This is a genomic window from Lentzea atacamensis, from assembly GCF_003269295.1.
Classification (GTDB): Bacteria; Actinomycetota; Actinomycetes; order Mycobacteriales; family Pseudonocardiaceae; genus Lentzea; species Lentzea atacamensis.
In genome coordinates, this window is record NZ_QLTT01000005.1 from 525,334 (window position 1) to 538,158 (window position 12,825).

Genomic DNA, 12,825 nt, shown 5'->3' on the forward strand with positions numbered 1-12,825 from the left:
GTAGCCACTGGGTCCGACAGTTTCTGGAAGCCTCGATCCCGTGCAGAAACTGATCTTCGCCGCCGGGTGGCTCGCGAGACAGATGGCCGACGGCGCCGGCTTCGACAAGGCCAACGCCCCGCGCGCACCCCGGTTCGTCTGCTGACGTTTGCCGGTCCGGCTCGTCGGAAACCACCAAGGCATGACCCAACACGAGCAGTTCACGACGCCGGAGGGCGGTGGCGAGCTCGTCGACGACGAGCCGGACGCGGTCGCGGTTGCCGCGGGCGAAAGCGACTACGTCTCCGCGACAGAGGAGACCGCCATGCACATCGAAGAGACCGAGGAGGGCGGAGGCAGAGTCGACCGGCCCGACGACGGCTACGTGGGCTGACCTGCGCAAACACAACGCCGAATTCTCGCCGCACGATCGTTCGTTCTTTAGGACAGCAGCTGACCGCAAGTGGTCATAGTGTTCTTCCTGTCGGGACAAACAAACGAAGGAAAAGAGCCATGACCAGCACCGAGATCCTCACCGGCGAGCGCGCGGACCTCCTCGAGACCCTGCGGCAGCACCGGTGGTTCCTGACGTTCACCGCGCAGGGCCTCACCGACGAGCAGGCCGCGTCCAGCCCGACGGTCAGCGCCCTGTCGATCGGCGGTCTGATCAAGCACGTCACGTCGGTCGAGGAGAACTGGGTCAGGTTCATCGAGTACGGCACCGAGGCGATCGCGTCCGACCCGGAATCGACGGACCACGAGGACCACGCTGCCAACTTCCGGATGGAGCCGGGCGAGACGCTGGCGAGCCTCCTCGAGCGGTACAACGAGGTCGCGGCCTACACCGACAAGCTGGTCGAGACGGTCGACCTGGACCTGTCGCACCCGCTGCCGTCCGCCCCGTGGTTCCCCGAGGGCAAGACGTGGTCGGCGCGGCGCGTGCTGGTGCACATCGTCGCCGAGACCTCGCAGCACGCGGGCCACGCCGACATCATCCGCGAGACGATCGACGGCCAGAAGACGATGGGCTGAGGCCCTCAGGGCCGCGGCGGCGAGAAGGTCGAGAGGAACTGGTCCCGGAAGTCGCTCATCCGCGACACCGGGGCCGACCCTCCCGGCCTGACGCCGTCGTCCCACTTCCAGTCCTCGACCCGGGAGAGCACGGCGGGGTCCTTGGCGACGATGGTGATCGGCACGTCCCGCGAGGCTTCCTCGCCGGTCACCATCTGCGCCGGCTGGTGGTCGCCCAGGAAGACGAACACCAGGTTCTCGTCGCCGTACCGCTCGACGTAGGAGATCACCGATTCCAGTGAGTACGAGATCGAGTGGCCGTAGTCGGCGCGCACGGCCGCCGGGTCGCGGCCGAAGATGGACTCCGGCGGGTCGTTCGAGGCGGGCATCGTGCGGTAGATCGAGCCGTCGCCCAGCGCCGACCAGTCGACGAAGTCCGGCGTCGGCGACCACGGCGCGTGCGAGGACACCATGGGGATCGCCGCCATCACGGGCTTGTGCTCACCGGTGCGCTCCGCGCGTTGGAACGACTCCAAGGTGAACTGGTCGGGCGTCGTCGCGTAGCCGAACCGCGGCCCGGTGTACCCGAGGTCCTGCGCCGCGTAGATCTCGTTGTAGTGGAAGAAGTTTCCTTCGGGCCACGCCTGGGTGATGCCGGGGACCACACCCACCGAACGCCACGACGCCTCGCGGAACGCCCGCGGCAGCGTCAGCCGGTCGCTCGCCACGAGGTTGCGGTAGCGCTGCTGGTTGTCGATCCACAACCCGGACAGCAGCGTCGCCTGCGCCATCCAGCTGCCGCCACCGGCCGTCGGCGAGGTCAGGAACGCCGAACGGGCGCTGTACCCGGCCGCCTTCAACCGGTCGTTGCCCTGCGCCAGCTTCGCGGCCACGTCGGGCAGGTCGAGCGCCGACTTGCCGTAGCTCTCGACGAACGTGAAGACGACGTCCTTGCCCTGCAAGGAGGACAGCAGCCCCGGATGCCCGCGGTAGGCGTCGACGGACGCCTCGGCCGCGAAGGCCTCCTGGTCCTGCAGCCCGGCCTGAAAGCGCCGCGCGTGATCCACCAGCGACGTCGCGGCGGCGTCCGAGTACACCGGAACCCCTGGGACAGCAAGCGAAACACACGCCACGGCCGTCAACGCCACGGCACGGATCGCGACCGGACGCCGCCCGGCTGCGGCAGAGCTGAGCCGGAGCACGGAGAACGAGGCCAGCACCACGATCCCGACGACCATCGCCGCGGCGGCCAGCACGGCCAGTACGGAGGCGACGCGGCCGAACGTCACGTCGACGAAGTCGACGGCGGGCACCAGCAACGGCCAGTCCAGCACGAGGTCGAACGGCCGGTACAGCACCATGTCGAAACCGATGTCCATGATCTTGACGACCGTGAACAACCCCAGCGCGACACCACCGGCGATCGCCAGCGGCCTGCGGAACCGGTCCGGCACCAGCACCAGCGCCATGACGCCGATGAGACCTTCGAGCGGCACCCGCAGGAACGCCTCGAACGTGAACTTCTCCAGGTCGCTCGGTGCGATGAGCACGAACAACACGAACAGCCCTGCCAAGACCGTGGCCGTCCGACGCAGCAACATCCTCACCGAGAATCCCCTTTCCTGACCTATGAGGGAAACGCACCACGACCCGCGACCGGTTCAACTGCACTACCATCTCGGCTGTGACCCGCCCGCACGTTCTGCTGAGCGTCGCCGTCAGCCTCGACGGCCACATCGACGATCGCGGCACCGAGAGGTTTCCGCTTTCCAACGCCGAGGACTTCGATCACGTCGACCGGATGCGCGCGGAGTCGGACGCGATTCTGGCCGGGGCCGAGACGCTGCGGCGCGACAACGCACGACTGCTCGTCTACAGCGACGAGCGGCGCGCGCAGAGAATAGCGGACGGCAAACCGGAGTTCCCACTGCGGGTCACCGTCACGAGAAGCGGACAACTGGATCCTGAGCTGCTGTTTTGGCACTGCGGCGGCGAACGGCTGGTCTACACGGCGACAACGCCGACCACGGTCGACCACCTCGCCGAAACCAGAAGGTTCAGCTCATTCTCAGAAATTCTGGACGATCTGGGCGCACGCGGCGTGAGAAAGCTCATGGTCGAAGGCGGCACGAGCATTCACACGGCGTTCCTCAAAGCGGGACTCGCCGACGAGATCCGGATCGCGGTCGCGCCGATGCTGATCGGACAGGCGACGGCCCCGCGTTTCGTGAATCCCGCTGAATTCCCCGGCGGACCGGCGCGCCGATTCCACCTGGAGGACGTCACGAAAGTCGGGGACGTCGCCGTGCTGCGCTACTTCCCGAAAGTCAGCTCTTCACCAGCCTGAGCGGGCGGAGGATCTGCTCGCGGCGGTAGACCGCGATCACCAGCGCCCACACCATGAAGATGATCGGCATCGTGGCGGCCTTGAAGCCGCCGTTCGTCACCAGGAACAGCTCGGTGAGGGCCGCAGCTCCCATGATCCCTGCCAGCGCCAGCGCCGCGAGGCCGCAGATGCGCGGGATCAGCAGGCCGATCGCGGTGGTGATCTCCAGCACGCCGGTGAAGTAGCGGAACCACTGGCCGAAGCCGATGTCGTCGAACTTGGCGACGAACTGGTCGGTGAACAACGCGTAGCCGTTCATCACGAACTGCCACGCGAGCACGATCTGCAGGATCCAGACGACGATGTTGCCGATCTTCGCCGCGGTCGAGGTCTGCTCAGACATGCCCGGATCCTCCCACCGGAACTCCGGCGTTGCGCCAGAGCCAGAGGACATCGCGACCGAACGACCACACGAGCGATGCCAGCGCGAGACCGACGAGAACCCCGGCGAACGGGAGGACGCCGGAGGCCGCCACGACCAGGAAGATGCCCTGCACCGCGGCCACGACCTTGCGCGCGTAGCTCGGCGGCAGCGACGCGTTCATCCAACGGAAGCGCCACGACGCGGCCACGAACACGTACCGCATGAGCCCGATCGCGAGCACCCACGGTCCCATCTGCACGGCCACGTACGCGCTGAGCACCAGGATCAGGAACGCGTCCACCTCCATGTCGAACCGCGCACCCAGCGCGGTCGACGTGCCGGTGCGGCGAGCGACCTGACCGTCCACCCAGTCGAGTGAGAGTGCGACCGCCGCGAGCGTCACGACCAGCGCGACCGGCACGTCCTGGCCCGCGCGGTCCGCGACCAGCGCGGTCACGGCGCCGACCATCAGGCCACGGGCCAGAGTGACCCGGTCAGCAGGCCCCAAGGAGGCCGTGCGGTGCCGTTGCATGCCGTAGCCGAGGAACGCCCAGGTGGCGAACCCGTAGGCCAGACCGGCGGCCCAGCCCAGCGGGCCGAGGCCGGCGGTGGCACCGACCACGCCCAGCAGGAGTACCTGGGCGGCCGCCCAGACGGCAGGCTCGCGTACGACAGCGGACGCCCTGGTGTGCTGAAGTGTGATCATCAGGTGCTCCTGGTGAACTTCGTGCGGCGGAGGTGTTGTGAGTGACACGTACGGCGAGTGCCTTTTGGCTCAATGAATCCGGAAAAGGAGAGGTTCGGCAGGTCACGCTGGCCGGGCCGGGACCGGGTGAGGTCGAGGTGCGCACGCTGTTCTCCGGGGTCAGCCGCGGCACGGAGACCCTCGTCTTCCGCGGTGGCGTGCCGGAGAACCAGCACGCGGTGATGAGGGCTCCTTTCCAGGAGGGCGAGTTCCCGTGGCCGGTGAAGTACGGGTACCTCAACGTCGGCGTCGTTGAACACGGACCCGAACGACTGCGCGGGCGCACGGTGTTCTGCCTCTATCCACATCAGACTCGTTACGTGGTCCCGGAAACCGCGGTCACCCTCGTCCCGGACACCGTTCCGGCAGCTCGGGCGGTGCTCGCGGGCACCGTCGAGACGGCCGTGAACGCGGTGTGGGACGCGCGTCCGCTGATCGGCGACCGGATCGCGGTGGTCGGCGGCGGCATGGTCGGGTCGAGCATCGCGGCCGTGCTGGCGACGTTCCCCGGCGCGCGCGTCCAGCTCGTGGACGCGGATCCCGCCCGTGCGGCCGTCGCTGACCAGCTCGGCATCGGTTTCGCCTTGCCGGGCAACGCTCTCGACGGCTGCGATCTCGTCTTCCACGCCAGCGCGACGGAACCCGGCCTCACCACCGCGCTGAACCTGCTCGCCCCGGAAGGCCGGGTCGTCGAGCTGAGCTGGTACGGCGACCGGAAGATCGCGGTGCCGCTGGGCGAGTTCTTCCACTCGCGACGGTTGACGATCCGCAGCAGCCAGGTCGGCACGGTCGGCCGTCCTGACCGCACCTACGCCGAACGCATGGCGCTCGCCCTCGACCTGCTCGCCGACGACCGGTTCGACGCGCTCATCACAGGAGACAGCAGGTTCGAGGAGCTGCCCGACGTGATGCCGAGGCTGGCCGACGGCGAGATTCCCGCGCTGTGCCACCGCATTGACTACAGCCACATTAACTACGGTGGTTCCCATGTTTCCGAGTGACACCACCACAGACGTCCGCGACCGGCGCGTGGCCGTGCTCCCGGTCGGCAGCACCGAGCAGCACGGCCCGCACCTGCCGCTGGCCACCGACTCGGTGATCGCGTGGACGATCGCGTCGGAGATCGCCGCGAAGTACCCGGTCCGGCTGCTGCCGCCGATCCAGTTCTCGTGCTCGCAGGAACACGCCGGCTGGCCGGGCACCGTCAGCATCTCCGCGCGCACGCTGGTCTCAGTGATCACGGACATCGCGGACTCTTTGCGGCACAACGGTGTCACGGGTCTCGTGCTGGTGAACGGGCACGGCGGCAACTACGTGCTGTCGAACATCGTGCAGGAGGGCGAGGGTCTGGCGCTCTTCCCCGGCCGGGACGACTGGGCGTTCGCGCGGGAGAAGGCGGGCATCGAGACCTCGGCGTACAGCGACATGCACGCGGGTGAGCTGGAGACCTCGATCCTCCTGCACGCTCACCCCGATCTGATCCGGCCCGGCTACGAGACTGCTGATCACCTGGCGGAGGACAGGCGGCACCTGCTCACCCTGGGTCTGGCGCCGTACACGGAGTCCGGCGTCATCGGGCGTCCTTCACTCGCGTCAGCGCGCAAGGGCGAGCTCCTGCTCGCGGGGCTGGCCGAGTCGTTCCGCCACTACCTCGGCCTTTTCGACCTTGGTACGGCGTGACAGGAACAGCACGACCGCGCCGGGCAGAGCCGCGATCAGCGCCAGCACGCCGTAGACGATGCCCGTGGTGAAGCCGTGCTGGGCGCCGAGGCCGGCGGCACCGAAGGCCACCGCGAGGAACGCCTCGCGCGGCCCGAACCCGCCGATGTTGACCGGGATCGCCATGATCAGCAGCGCCAGCACCACGACCGGCGCGAGCTGCGTGATGGTGGCGTCCGACCCGGCGGCGCGGGCGGCGACCACGAACATCGCCACGTAGCCGGCGACCGTGGCGGCCGACAGCCCGATGACCGCGGGCCAGGTCTTGAACGACAGCAGCCGGATACCGTCCGCCAGCGTGTTGACCAGCACTTTCCGCACAGGCCTGATGCGCCAGCCGACCACGACGAGTGCGGCGAGACCAGCGAGGACGAGCGCGACGGTCGGGCCGTCCGGTGCGAGGCCGAGGCCGGGCGCGGGGTGCGTGAGCAGCACCGCGAGCCCGATCCCGATGAGCACCATCTGGCCGGCGAAGCGCTCGAAGAACACGGCGCGCACGCCACGTCCGACATCGCCGGACTCACGGCCGTGGTTGACCGCGCGGTGCACGTCGCCGAGCACGCCCGCGGGCAGCACGGCGTTGACGAGAAGCGCGCGGTAGTAGTCGCTGACCGCGGTGCGCAGGGACAGCGACAGGCCGAGGCGGCGCGCGATGAGCACCCAGCGGCCGGCGCTGAGCAACGTCGTCGCGAACCCGATCGCCAGCGCGGCGGCGACGGAGAACGCGTCGATCGCGCGCAGTCCGTCCACGAACGCCCCGGTGCCCAGGCGCAAGCCCACCGCCACCAGGATCGCCACCGCCAACACCAGGCGAAGCCACGGCCAGAACTTCTTCATCAGACAGCCCTCGGTATCGCTAGCAGGTCGACGTGGTGGACCACCGCGGAAGCCTCTGACCTGCGGCGCAGGTACTCCGGTGCCTCTGCGGAGAGTGCGGGTTCCTGCTCGACCGCCGCACCGACCCAGCCCTTCAGCCACTCCCTCTGCAGGGCGTCGGCGTTCAGGCGCCAGGGGCTCTGTGCCGTCCGAACCGAAGCGCCGAGCGCTGCGAATGCCTCTTCGGCAGCGGCCGGAGCGTCCGGTCCGAGCAGGCGGCGCCCGTCCACGACGCGGCGCTGGTGAGCGTTGAACGCGTCCTGGAAAGCGGCGTCGAGCGGCTCGGCCGGGTCGAAGTCGATCCGGCCTGCCACCGAGAGCGTGAACAGTGCGGGCACATGTGCTTCTACGCATGCAACCGCCAGAGCGTTCATCTCGTCAGCAGTGAGCAAGTCGAGCAACGCGGAACATGTGACCAGGTCGGCGCCCGCGAGGTCGGTGGCGGTGAGCGCGGTGAGGTCGCCCTCACGCGTCTCGGCGGTGACGTTCTCGATGGCGCTCATGCCGGCCTCCGCCAGCGCGAGCAGCCGGGGGTCGCGGTCGTGCAGCACCCAGTGCTGTACGCCGCCGAGCCTCCCGGCGAGCCATCGTCCCATCGATCCCGTGCCACAACCCAGGTCACGGATCGTCAGTGGGTTTCGGTTCACCAGAGTTGCGCGGACCACGTCGACGAGCTCGGTCGAGCGTGCCTCGGCGTCCGCTTTCTCCCGCAGTGCCAGCCATTCCGGCGAGAAGGTCATGGCCGCAGACTAACCAGCACCCTCCGCAGGTCCTCTGTGGATTCGTCCCAAGTGGACAAACTTGCTCGCCGGGTCAGCGCTTTCGCCCGCAGCTCCCGGCGGAATTCTGGATCATGGAACCACCGTGTTAGTGCAGCTTCCAATGCGTCTTGATCGCCCGCGGGGAGCAGCAGGCCGCCGTCGCCGAGGGCGTCCGGTACGGCGCTCGCGATCACCGGCAGACCTCTCGCGAGCGCCTCGGTGACGACCATGCCCCAGGTCTCGGCACGCGACGCCAGCACGAAGAGGTCCGACTTGGCATACGCGCTGGTCAGAGCCTCGCCGGTGAGCGGTCCGGGAAAGCTGACGCGATCGTCGTGCGGGAGCGTCTCGAGGAACGGCCGGTGCGGCCCCACGCAGACGAGCCGGAACTCGTGGTCGATCTTCTGCAGGGCCCTGACCAGCAGGTCGTGGCCTTTGCGAGGTGTGATCGAGGCAACGCAGAGGAGTTGGCTGACGCCGTCCGCGCCCCGTGCGACCGGGGCCGGGTCGGTGCCGGGAACGACGACGTGGACGGTGCCGAGCCCGTGCCTGGCCCTGAGGTTGTGCGCGGCCGTCGGGCTGGTCGCGATGACCGCGCTCGCAGCCCTCAGGACCTGCCGTTCCTTCTCGTCGAGCAGCGCGGCCGTCGCGGGATCGAGCCCGGTCTCGTCGGCCAGCGGCAGGTGCACGAGCACGGCGAGCTTCAGCCGTCGCGCGTGCGGCACGACCACTTCCGGCAGACCGCAGCCGACCAGGCCGTCGACGAGGACGACGTCCCCGTCGGGAATGCCCGCAAGCGTTTGCTCCAACGCTGTGGTGTCGCGCGGTCGCGGCCAGTCACCAGCGACGGTCAGGCGGTTCAGCCCTGCTCCGACCCGGAGGTCGTAGACGTTGCCGCCGCTGGGACTGGCCGGATCGTCGACGTCAGCCGGCAGTACGAAGTGCACGTTCGTAGCTCGCCCACGCCACGTGCGACTCGTGGAGTGTGACGGCGATCGCATCGATGCCGTGAGCACCCTCACCGAGAGCGCCCTCCGAGATCTTCTCCGCGAGCTGGTCCGCGATGTGCTTGGCGAGCCACTCCGTGGACGTGTTGATGCCCGCGAACTGCGGCTCCTCGTCCAGGTTGCGGTAGTTGAACGCGGCCAGGACCTTGTTCAGCTCCTGGGTCGCGAGTCCGATGTCGACAACGATGTTGTCGGAATCGAGTTCGGCACGTTTGAACGTTGCGTCCACCAGGAACGTTGCTCCATGCAGACGTTGTGCCGGACCGAAGACCTCGCCGCGGAAACTGTGGGCGATCATCACGTGATCGCGGACGGTGATGCTGAACAGGGTGACCTCCGCTGTGCGGTCGGGTTACGGTGCGACCTCGCACCCGAGCGTAGTTGACGTTCGGAAGGCGCCAGGTGGACGAGGGGACCCTAGATGTTCGAACAGGCCTTCAACGACGAGGACGTGGCGGAGTCCGACCTGGTGACCCGCCGTGGCACGTTCCGCGCGGTCGCTTTCCGTGCGGACGGTCACGAGCACATGGCCCTCGTCTACGGCAAGACGAAGCTGCGCGAGAACGTGCTGGTGCGCATCCACTCCGAGTGCATGACCGGTGACATCTTCGGCGCCATGCGGTGCGAGTGCGGCGAACAGCTCGACGCAGCGCTGAGCACCATCGTGCGCGAGGGCAGCGGCATCCTCGTCTACCTGCGTGGCCATGAGGGCCGCGGAATCGGTTTGGTGGCGAAGGTCCGCACCCACGTCCTGCAGGACGCCGGCCTCGACACCCTGGACTCGGCGACGTCGCTCGGCCTGCCCGTGGACATTCGCGACTACACGCCCGCGGCCAGAGTGCTCCGGCACCTCCGCGTCCAGTCCGTGCGTCTCATGTCCAACAACCCGGACAAGATCGCGGCGCTGGAGGAGAACGGGATTCCCGTGACCTCGCGGGTGCCGTTGCTGATGGCGCCGAACACGCACAACATCGCGTACCTGACGGCGAAGCGTGACCGGCTCGGGCACGACCTCCCGCAGGTCGAGGAGTTCTCGCAGCTCCCGCACGCGCGCTGACCATTGCTTTCCCAGCATGTGGCGCTCAGAATGTCCCGATGCTGGCGCTGCGTGCTGGGCGTGCGTTCGACGGTGAGCACTCGCTCGCCGGGCCGGTCACGGTCCTGATCGAGAACGGCACGATCAAAGCGGTCGAGCAGGGCCATCCGGACGTTCCCGGTGCCGAGGTCGTCGATCTCGGCACCGCCACCGTCCTACCCGGACTGATCGACACCCACGTCCACCTGTGCGCGGACAGCGAGAACGGAGCGCTCGACCGCCTTCCTGACTTCTCGCCGGAACACCTCGACGCGGTGATCGAGGACAGCCTCGGCCGCCACCTGAGGGCCGGTGTGACCACGGTCCGCGACCTGGGTGACCGGCAGTGGGCCGTGGTCGAGCAGCGCTCGAAGCACCGTCAGCGCGTTCTCGCCTCCGGCCCGCCCATCACCTGCCCGCGGGGCCACTGCTGGCCGATGGGCGGCGAGGCGGCCGGCGAGGACGAGCTCCGCCGTGCCGTGCGGGAGAGGGCCGAGCGCAAGGTCGACGTCGTCAAGATCATGGCCAGCGGCGGGTTCGCGACGCCGGGCACCGCCGTCGGCGACTGCCAGTTCACCGAGCAGGAGCTCCGGGTCGTGGTCGAGGAGGCGCACGCCCACGGCCTGCCGGTGACCGCCCACGCCCACAGCCTGACCGCGGCGCAGCGGGCCGTGGCCGCGGGGGTGGACGGCATCGAACACCTCTCCTGCCTCACCGATCGAGGCATGCACGTCCCGGACGACCTGCTGGACGCCTTGGCGGAGGCGGACATCGCGGTCTGTCACACGCTCGGTGTCACACAGGAGCCACCACCCTTCATGAAGGAGGCGTGGGACAAGATCGGCATGAGCTACGCCACCAAGGTCAGCATGGCGGGCCTGATGTACGACCACGGCGTGAAGACCGTCGCGGGTACGGATGGGGGCATCGCTGCCGGGAAACCGCACGGAGCAATCGCCTACTCGGTCGTCGACCTGGTCAAGGGCGGCGTGCCGAACAGGGGTGCGCTGGCGAGTGCCACCAGTCAGGCCGCGAAGGTCTGCGGTGTCACCAAGGGAGTGCTGAAGCCCGGCTGGGACGCGGACATCATCGCCGTGCGCGGAAATCCCATGCGGGACATCACGGCGCTGCACGACGTCACCACCGTGATCATCGGTGGTCAGATCGTGACGACGACCTTGCCTGCCGACCGTCGCGTGTAGACGTACGAGATCGCGTCGACCGCTGCGGACAACGGAAAAGTCCGGTCCACAGCGGGTTTGACGGCGCCGGCCTCGATCATCACGCCCAGCTCGTCGTAGTCCGCGCCGCGTTCCCGGGACATCAGCGTGACGAGTTTCTGCGACACGAACGGGTTCAGCGCCATGGCCCGCAGCGCGCGGTCGAACCCGCCCAGCAGCGGCTCCGTGGTCTCGGAACCCACCAGCACCAGCGTTCCGGCCGGGGTCAATGCCTTGCGCAGCCGTGACAACGACCTGTGCCCACCGCAGTCGAGGATGAGGTCGTACGTGCCGGTGAAATCAGCGACCGTGTAGTCCACGACCTCTTGCGCACCCAACTCACGCACCAGTTCCACCTTGGGCGTGCTGCACACCCCTGTCACGTGCGCACCGAGCGCCCGTGCAATCTGCACCCCGTACGAGCCGACGCCGCCACCGGCGCCGAGCACCAGAACCCGTTGCCCCGGGTGAACGCCGCGCAACGCCTGCAACGCCGTCCCGCCCGAGATCGGCACCGCGGCCGCCTCCGTGAACGACAACACCTCCGGCTTGCGCGCCAGCTTCGAGACCGGAGCGACGGCGTACTCGGCGAACGACCCCGAGCACACGCCGAACACCTCGTCACCGACCGCGAACCCGGTCACACCCGGCCCGATCTCCCGCACCACACCGGACACATCCATGCCCGGCACCGGCGACTTCGGCCCGCGGAAGCCGAACCCGATGACCCGCAACAGGTACGGCCTCCCGCTCAGCAGGTGCCAGGTGCCCATGTCGACCCCCGCAGCCCGCACCTCCAGCAGAACCTCGTCCTGCCCGGGCACAGGCACGTCCAGGTCACCGAGCACCGCCGATCCGTATCTTCGTTGCACCACGGCCTTCACGTCGTCTCCTCCTCCGGGTACTGGAACACCTCTTCGAGCGACACCTTGAACACGCGCGCGATCCGGAACGCGACCTCCAGCGAGGGCGAGTACTTGCCCTGCTCGATGGTGATCAACGTCTGCCGCGTCACGCCGACAGCGGAAGCGAGATCGGCCTGCTTCATCTCGCCGTGCGCGAACCGCAGCGCACGGATGGAGTTCGTCACCTTTGTCGGCTTCACTGCAGACCTCGCCGGTAGGCCACGATCTTCGTCACCGAGCCGAGCACCGCGGACAGCACAAAGCACAGGTAAAGGACGTTCGCGATCCAGAAGTGCGCCACCTCTGCCATCGCCAGCACCATCGCCGACACGCCGCCGATCACGACGAACGACTGGCCGACGTACTCGCCGAACCTGCCGATCTCGCGGTCGCGCTCGTCGACCTGCAGGCCTTCCTCACGCGACGCGATGCCGGCCCAGATCCCGGACAGGATGCCCGCGACGATCCCGATCCCGATCGTCCACAACGCCGTGCTGGCGTACGGCACCTCTGCCAACGGCCGTCCGGCCGCACGACCCAGGATGACCAGCACGTACACGGCGTAGCCGACCACAGCGATGATCGCCATGGACCACGCGCGTTTCTCTTCGAACGCCACGGTCCCACTCCTGATGTCAAAGAAACCTGACATCGACGAAGGTAAAGCGAACCGGACACCAAGTCAAACATCTTTTACTTGATCACGCGTCCGTATGGCGGTCGACTACCGCCGATCAGCCCCATAGCGTGCGGCACATGCTCCGTCCGATCCTTGTT

At 68.3% G+C, this 12,825-nt stretch carries 17 protein-coding genes; 7 read left to right on the forward strand and 10 right to left on the reverse strand.

The features are described from left to right. Positions 1 to 181 precede the first annotated feature (181 nt). Together C8D87_RS25140 and C8D87_RS25145 are read left to right on the forward strand one after the other, a co-directional pair. Complete coding sequence (locus tag C8D87_RS25140; RefSeq protein ID WP_146771862.1) at positions 182 to 373, forward strand: hypothetical protein; 192 nt, start codon at positions 182 to 184, stop codon at positions 371 to 373. 119 nt (positions 374 to 492) lie between these two features. After that, entirely contained in the window at positions 493 to 1,011 is a 519-nt protein-coding gene (locus C8D87_RS25145; protein WP_109639965.1) for a DinB family protein, read from the forward strand. Positions 1,012 to 1,016: 5 nt separating this feature from the next. Here the strand turns inward: C8D87_RS25145 and C8D87_RS25150 are convergent, their stop codons facing one another. Then, positions 1,017 to 2,591, reverse strand: coding sequence for a sulfatase-like hydrolase/transferase (locus C8D87_RS25150; RefSeq protein ID WP_112228599.1), 1,575 nt, complete (start codon positions 2,589 to 2,591; stop codon positions 1,017 to 1,019). Positions 2,592 to 2,674: 83 nt separating this feature from the next. Between C8D87_RS25150 and C8D87_RS25155 the strand changes: the two genes are divergently transcribed. After that, positions 2,675 to 3,337, forward strand: coding sequence for a RibD family protein (locus C8D87_RS25155; protein ID WP_109639963.1), 663 nt, complete (start codon positions 2,675 to 2,677; stop codon positions 3,335 to 3,337). On the opposite strand, the gene C8D87_RS25160 is transcribed toward C8D87_RS25155, so the two are convergent. Together C8D87_RS25160 and C8D87_RS25165 are read right to left on the reverse strand one after the other, a co-directional pair. Further along, complete coding sequence (locus C8D87_RS25160; RefSeq protein WP_112228600.1) at positions 3,318 to 3,719, reverse strand: DoxX family protein; 402 nt, start codon at positions 3,717 to 3,719, stop codon at positions 3,318 to 3,320. The two genes, C8D87_RS25155 and C8D87_RS25160, sit on opposite strands and share 20 nt — an antisense overlap. After that, positions 3,712 to 4,446: a CDP-alcohol phosphatidyltransferase family protein gene (locus C8D87_RS25165; RefSeq protein WP_112228601.1), complete on the reverse strand. Its 735-nt coding sequence runs from the start codon at positions 4,444 to 4,446 to the stop codon at positions 3,712 to 3,714. The genes C8D87_RS25160 and C8D87_RS25165 overlap by 8 nt, the downstream gene beginning before the upstream one ends. A gap of 41 nt (positions 4,447 to 4,487) precedes the next feature. Here C8D87_RS25165 and C8D87_RS25170 point away from each other — a divergent pair, with 41 nt between their 5' ends. Together C8D87_RS25170 and C8D87_RS25175 are read left to right on the forward strand one after the other, a co-directional pair. Beyond that, entirely contained in the window at positions 4,488 to 5,486 is a 999-nt protein-coding gene (locus C8D87_RS25170; protein WP_112228602.1) for a zinc-dependent alcohol dehydrogenase, read from the forward strand. Further along, positions 5,473 to 6,165 carry a creatininase family protein gene (locus C8D87_RS25175; protein ID WP_215732474.1) on the forward strand — a complete coding sequence of 231 codons (693 nt, stop codon included), beginning with the start codon at positions 5,473 to 5,475 and terminating at the stop codon, positions 6,163 to 6,165. The genes C8D87_RS25170 and C8D87_RS25175 overlap by 14 nt, the downstream gene beginning before the upstream one ends. Here C8D87_RS25175 and C8D87_RS25180 read toward each other — a convergent pair. From C8D87_RS25180 to C8D87_RS25195, 4 genes are read right to left on the reverse strand one after another with little or no spacing between them, the layout of a single operon-like run. Next, a complete protein-coding gene (locus tag C8D87_RS25180) occupies positions 6,079 to 7,041 on the reverse strand; it encodes a lysylphosphatidylglycerol synthase transmembrane domain-containing protein (RefSeq protein WP_112228604.1) in 963 nt (320 codons plus the stop codon). The genes C8D87_RS25175 and C8D87_RS25180 overlap by 87 nt on opposite strands. Then, complete coding sequence (locus C8D87_RS25185; protein ID WP_112228605.1) at positions 7,041 to 7,820, reverse strand: class I SAM-dependent methyltransferase; 780 nt, start codon at positions 7,818 to 7,820, stop codon at positions 7,041 to 7,043. The genes C8D87_RS25180 and C8D87_RS25185 overlap by 1 nt, the downstream gene beginning before the upstream one ends. Next, a complete protein-coding gene (locus C8D87_RS25190) occupies positions 7,817 to 8,788 on the reverse strand; it encodes a glycosyltransferase family 4 protein (RefSeq protein ID WP_325049710.1) in 972 nt (323 codons plus the stop codon). The genes C8D87_RS25185 and C8D87_RS25190 overlap by 4 nt, the downstream gene beginning before the upstream one ends. Beyond that, positions 8,766 to 9,176 (reverse strand): 6-pyruvoyl trahydropterin synthase family protein, encoded by a 411-nt coding sequence (locus C8D87_RS25195; protein WP_109639955.1) that lies wholly within the window; start codon positions 9,174 to 9,176, stop codon positions 8,766 to 8,768. The genes C8D87_RS25190 and C8D87_RS25195 overlap by 23 nt, the downstream gene beginning before the upstream one ends. Before the next feature lie 93 nt (positions 9,177 to 9,269). Here C8D87_RS25195 and ribA point away from each other — a divergent pair, with 93 nt between their 5' ends. Both ribA and C8D87_RS25205 read left to right on the forward strand, forming a co-directional pair. Beyond that, positions 9,270 to 9,905: a GTP cyclohydrolase II gene (gene ribA, locus C8D87_RS25200; RefSeq protein ID WP_109639954.1), complete on the forward strand. Its 636-nt coding sequence runs from the start codon at positions 9,270 to 9,272 to the stop codon at positions 9,903 to 9,905. A gap of 38 nt (positions 9,906 to 9,943) precedes the next feature. Continuing rightward, the gene (locus C8D87_RS25205; RefSeq protein WP_112228607.1) at positions 9,944 to 11,125 is read left to right on the forward strand and encodes an amidohydrolase family protein; all 1,182 of its coding nucleotides are present in this window, start codon (positions 9,944 to 9,946) and stop codon (positions 11,123 to 11,125) included. Here the strand turns inward: C8D87_RS25205 and C8D87_RS25210 are convergent. The 3 genes from C8D87_RS25210 to C8D87_RS25220 are packed head-to-tail and all read right to left on the reverse strand — an operon-like array spanning position 11,083 to position 12,667. Then, positions 11,083 to 12,027, reverse strand: a complete 945-nt coding sequence (locus C8D87_RS25210) for an NAD(P)-dependent alcohol dehydrogenase (RefSeq protein WP_112228608.1) — start codon at positions 12,025 to 12,027, stop codon at positions 11,083 to 11,085. The genes C8D87_RS25205 and C8D87_RS25210 overlap by 43 nt on opposite strands. Continuing rightward, positions 12,024 to 12,248: a helix-turn-helix transcriptional regulator gene (locus C8D87_RS25215; protein WP_325049711.1), complete on the reverse strand. Its 225-nt coding sequence runs from the start codon at positions 12,246 to 12,248 to the stop codon at positions 12,024 to 12,026. The genes C8D87_RS25210 and C8D87_RS25215 overlap by 4 nt, the downstream gene beginning before the upstream one ends. Continuing rightward, positions 12,245 to 12,667, reverse strand: a complete 423-nt coding sequence (locus C8D87_RS25220) for a hypothetical protein (protein WP_233442274.1) — start codon at positions 12,665 to 12,667, stop codon at positions 12,245 to 12,247. The genes C8D87_RS25215 and C8D87_RS25220 overlap by 4 nt, the downstream gene beginning before the upstream one ends. Between the last annotated feature and the right edge of the window lie 158 nt (positions 12,668 to 12,825).

What these genes read in the sequence shown, in the direction of transcription:
- C8D87_RS25140 (WP_146771862.1), top strand. Translation starts at nt 182, where the DNA reads ATGACCCAACACGAGCAGTTCACGACGCCGGAGGGCGGTGGCGAGCTC.
- C8D87_RS25145 (WP_109639965.1), top strand. Translation starts at nt 493, where the DNA reads ATGACCAGCACCGAGATCCTCACCGGCGAGCGCGCGGACCTCCTCGAG.
- C8D87_RS25150 (WP_112228599.1), bottom strand. Translation starts at nt 2,591, where the DNA reads ATGTTGCTGCGTCGGACGGCCACGGTCTTGGCAGGGCTGTTCGTGTTG.
- C8D87_RS25160 (WP_112228600.1), bottom strand. Translation starts at nt 3,719, where the DNA reads ATGTCTGAGCAGACCTCGACCGCGGCGAAGATCGGCAACATCGTCGTC.
- C8D87_RS25165 (WP_112228601.1), bottom strand. Translation starts at nt 4,446, where the DNA reads ATGATCACACTTCAGCACACCAGGGCGTCCGCTGTCGTACGCGAGCCT.
- C8D87_RS25175 (WP_215732474.1), top strand. Translation starts at nt 5,473, where the DNA reads ATGTTTCCGAGTGACACCACCACAGACGTCCGCGACCGGCGCGTGGCC.
- C8D87_RS25180 (WP_112228604.1), bottom strand. Translation starts at nt 7,041, where the DNA reads ATGAAGAAGTTCTGGCCGTGGCTTCGCCTGGTGTTGGCGGTGGCGATC.
- C8D87_RS25185 (WP_112228605.1), bottom strand. Translation starts at nt 7,820, where the DNA reads ATGACCTTCTCGCCGGAATGGCTGGCACTGCGGGAGAAAGCGGACGCC.
- ribA (WP_109639954.1), top strand. Translation starts at nt 9,270, where the DNA reads ATGTTCGAACAGGCCTTCAACGACGAGGACGTGGCGGAGTCCGACCTG.
- C8D87_RS25205 (WP_112228607.1), top strand. Translation starts at nt 9,944, where the DNA reads ATGCTGGCGCTGCGTGCTGGGCGTGCGTTCGACGGTGAGCACTCGCTC.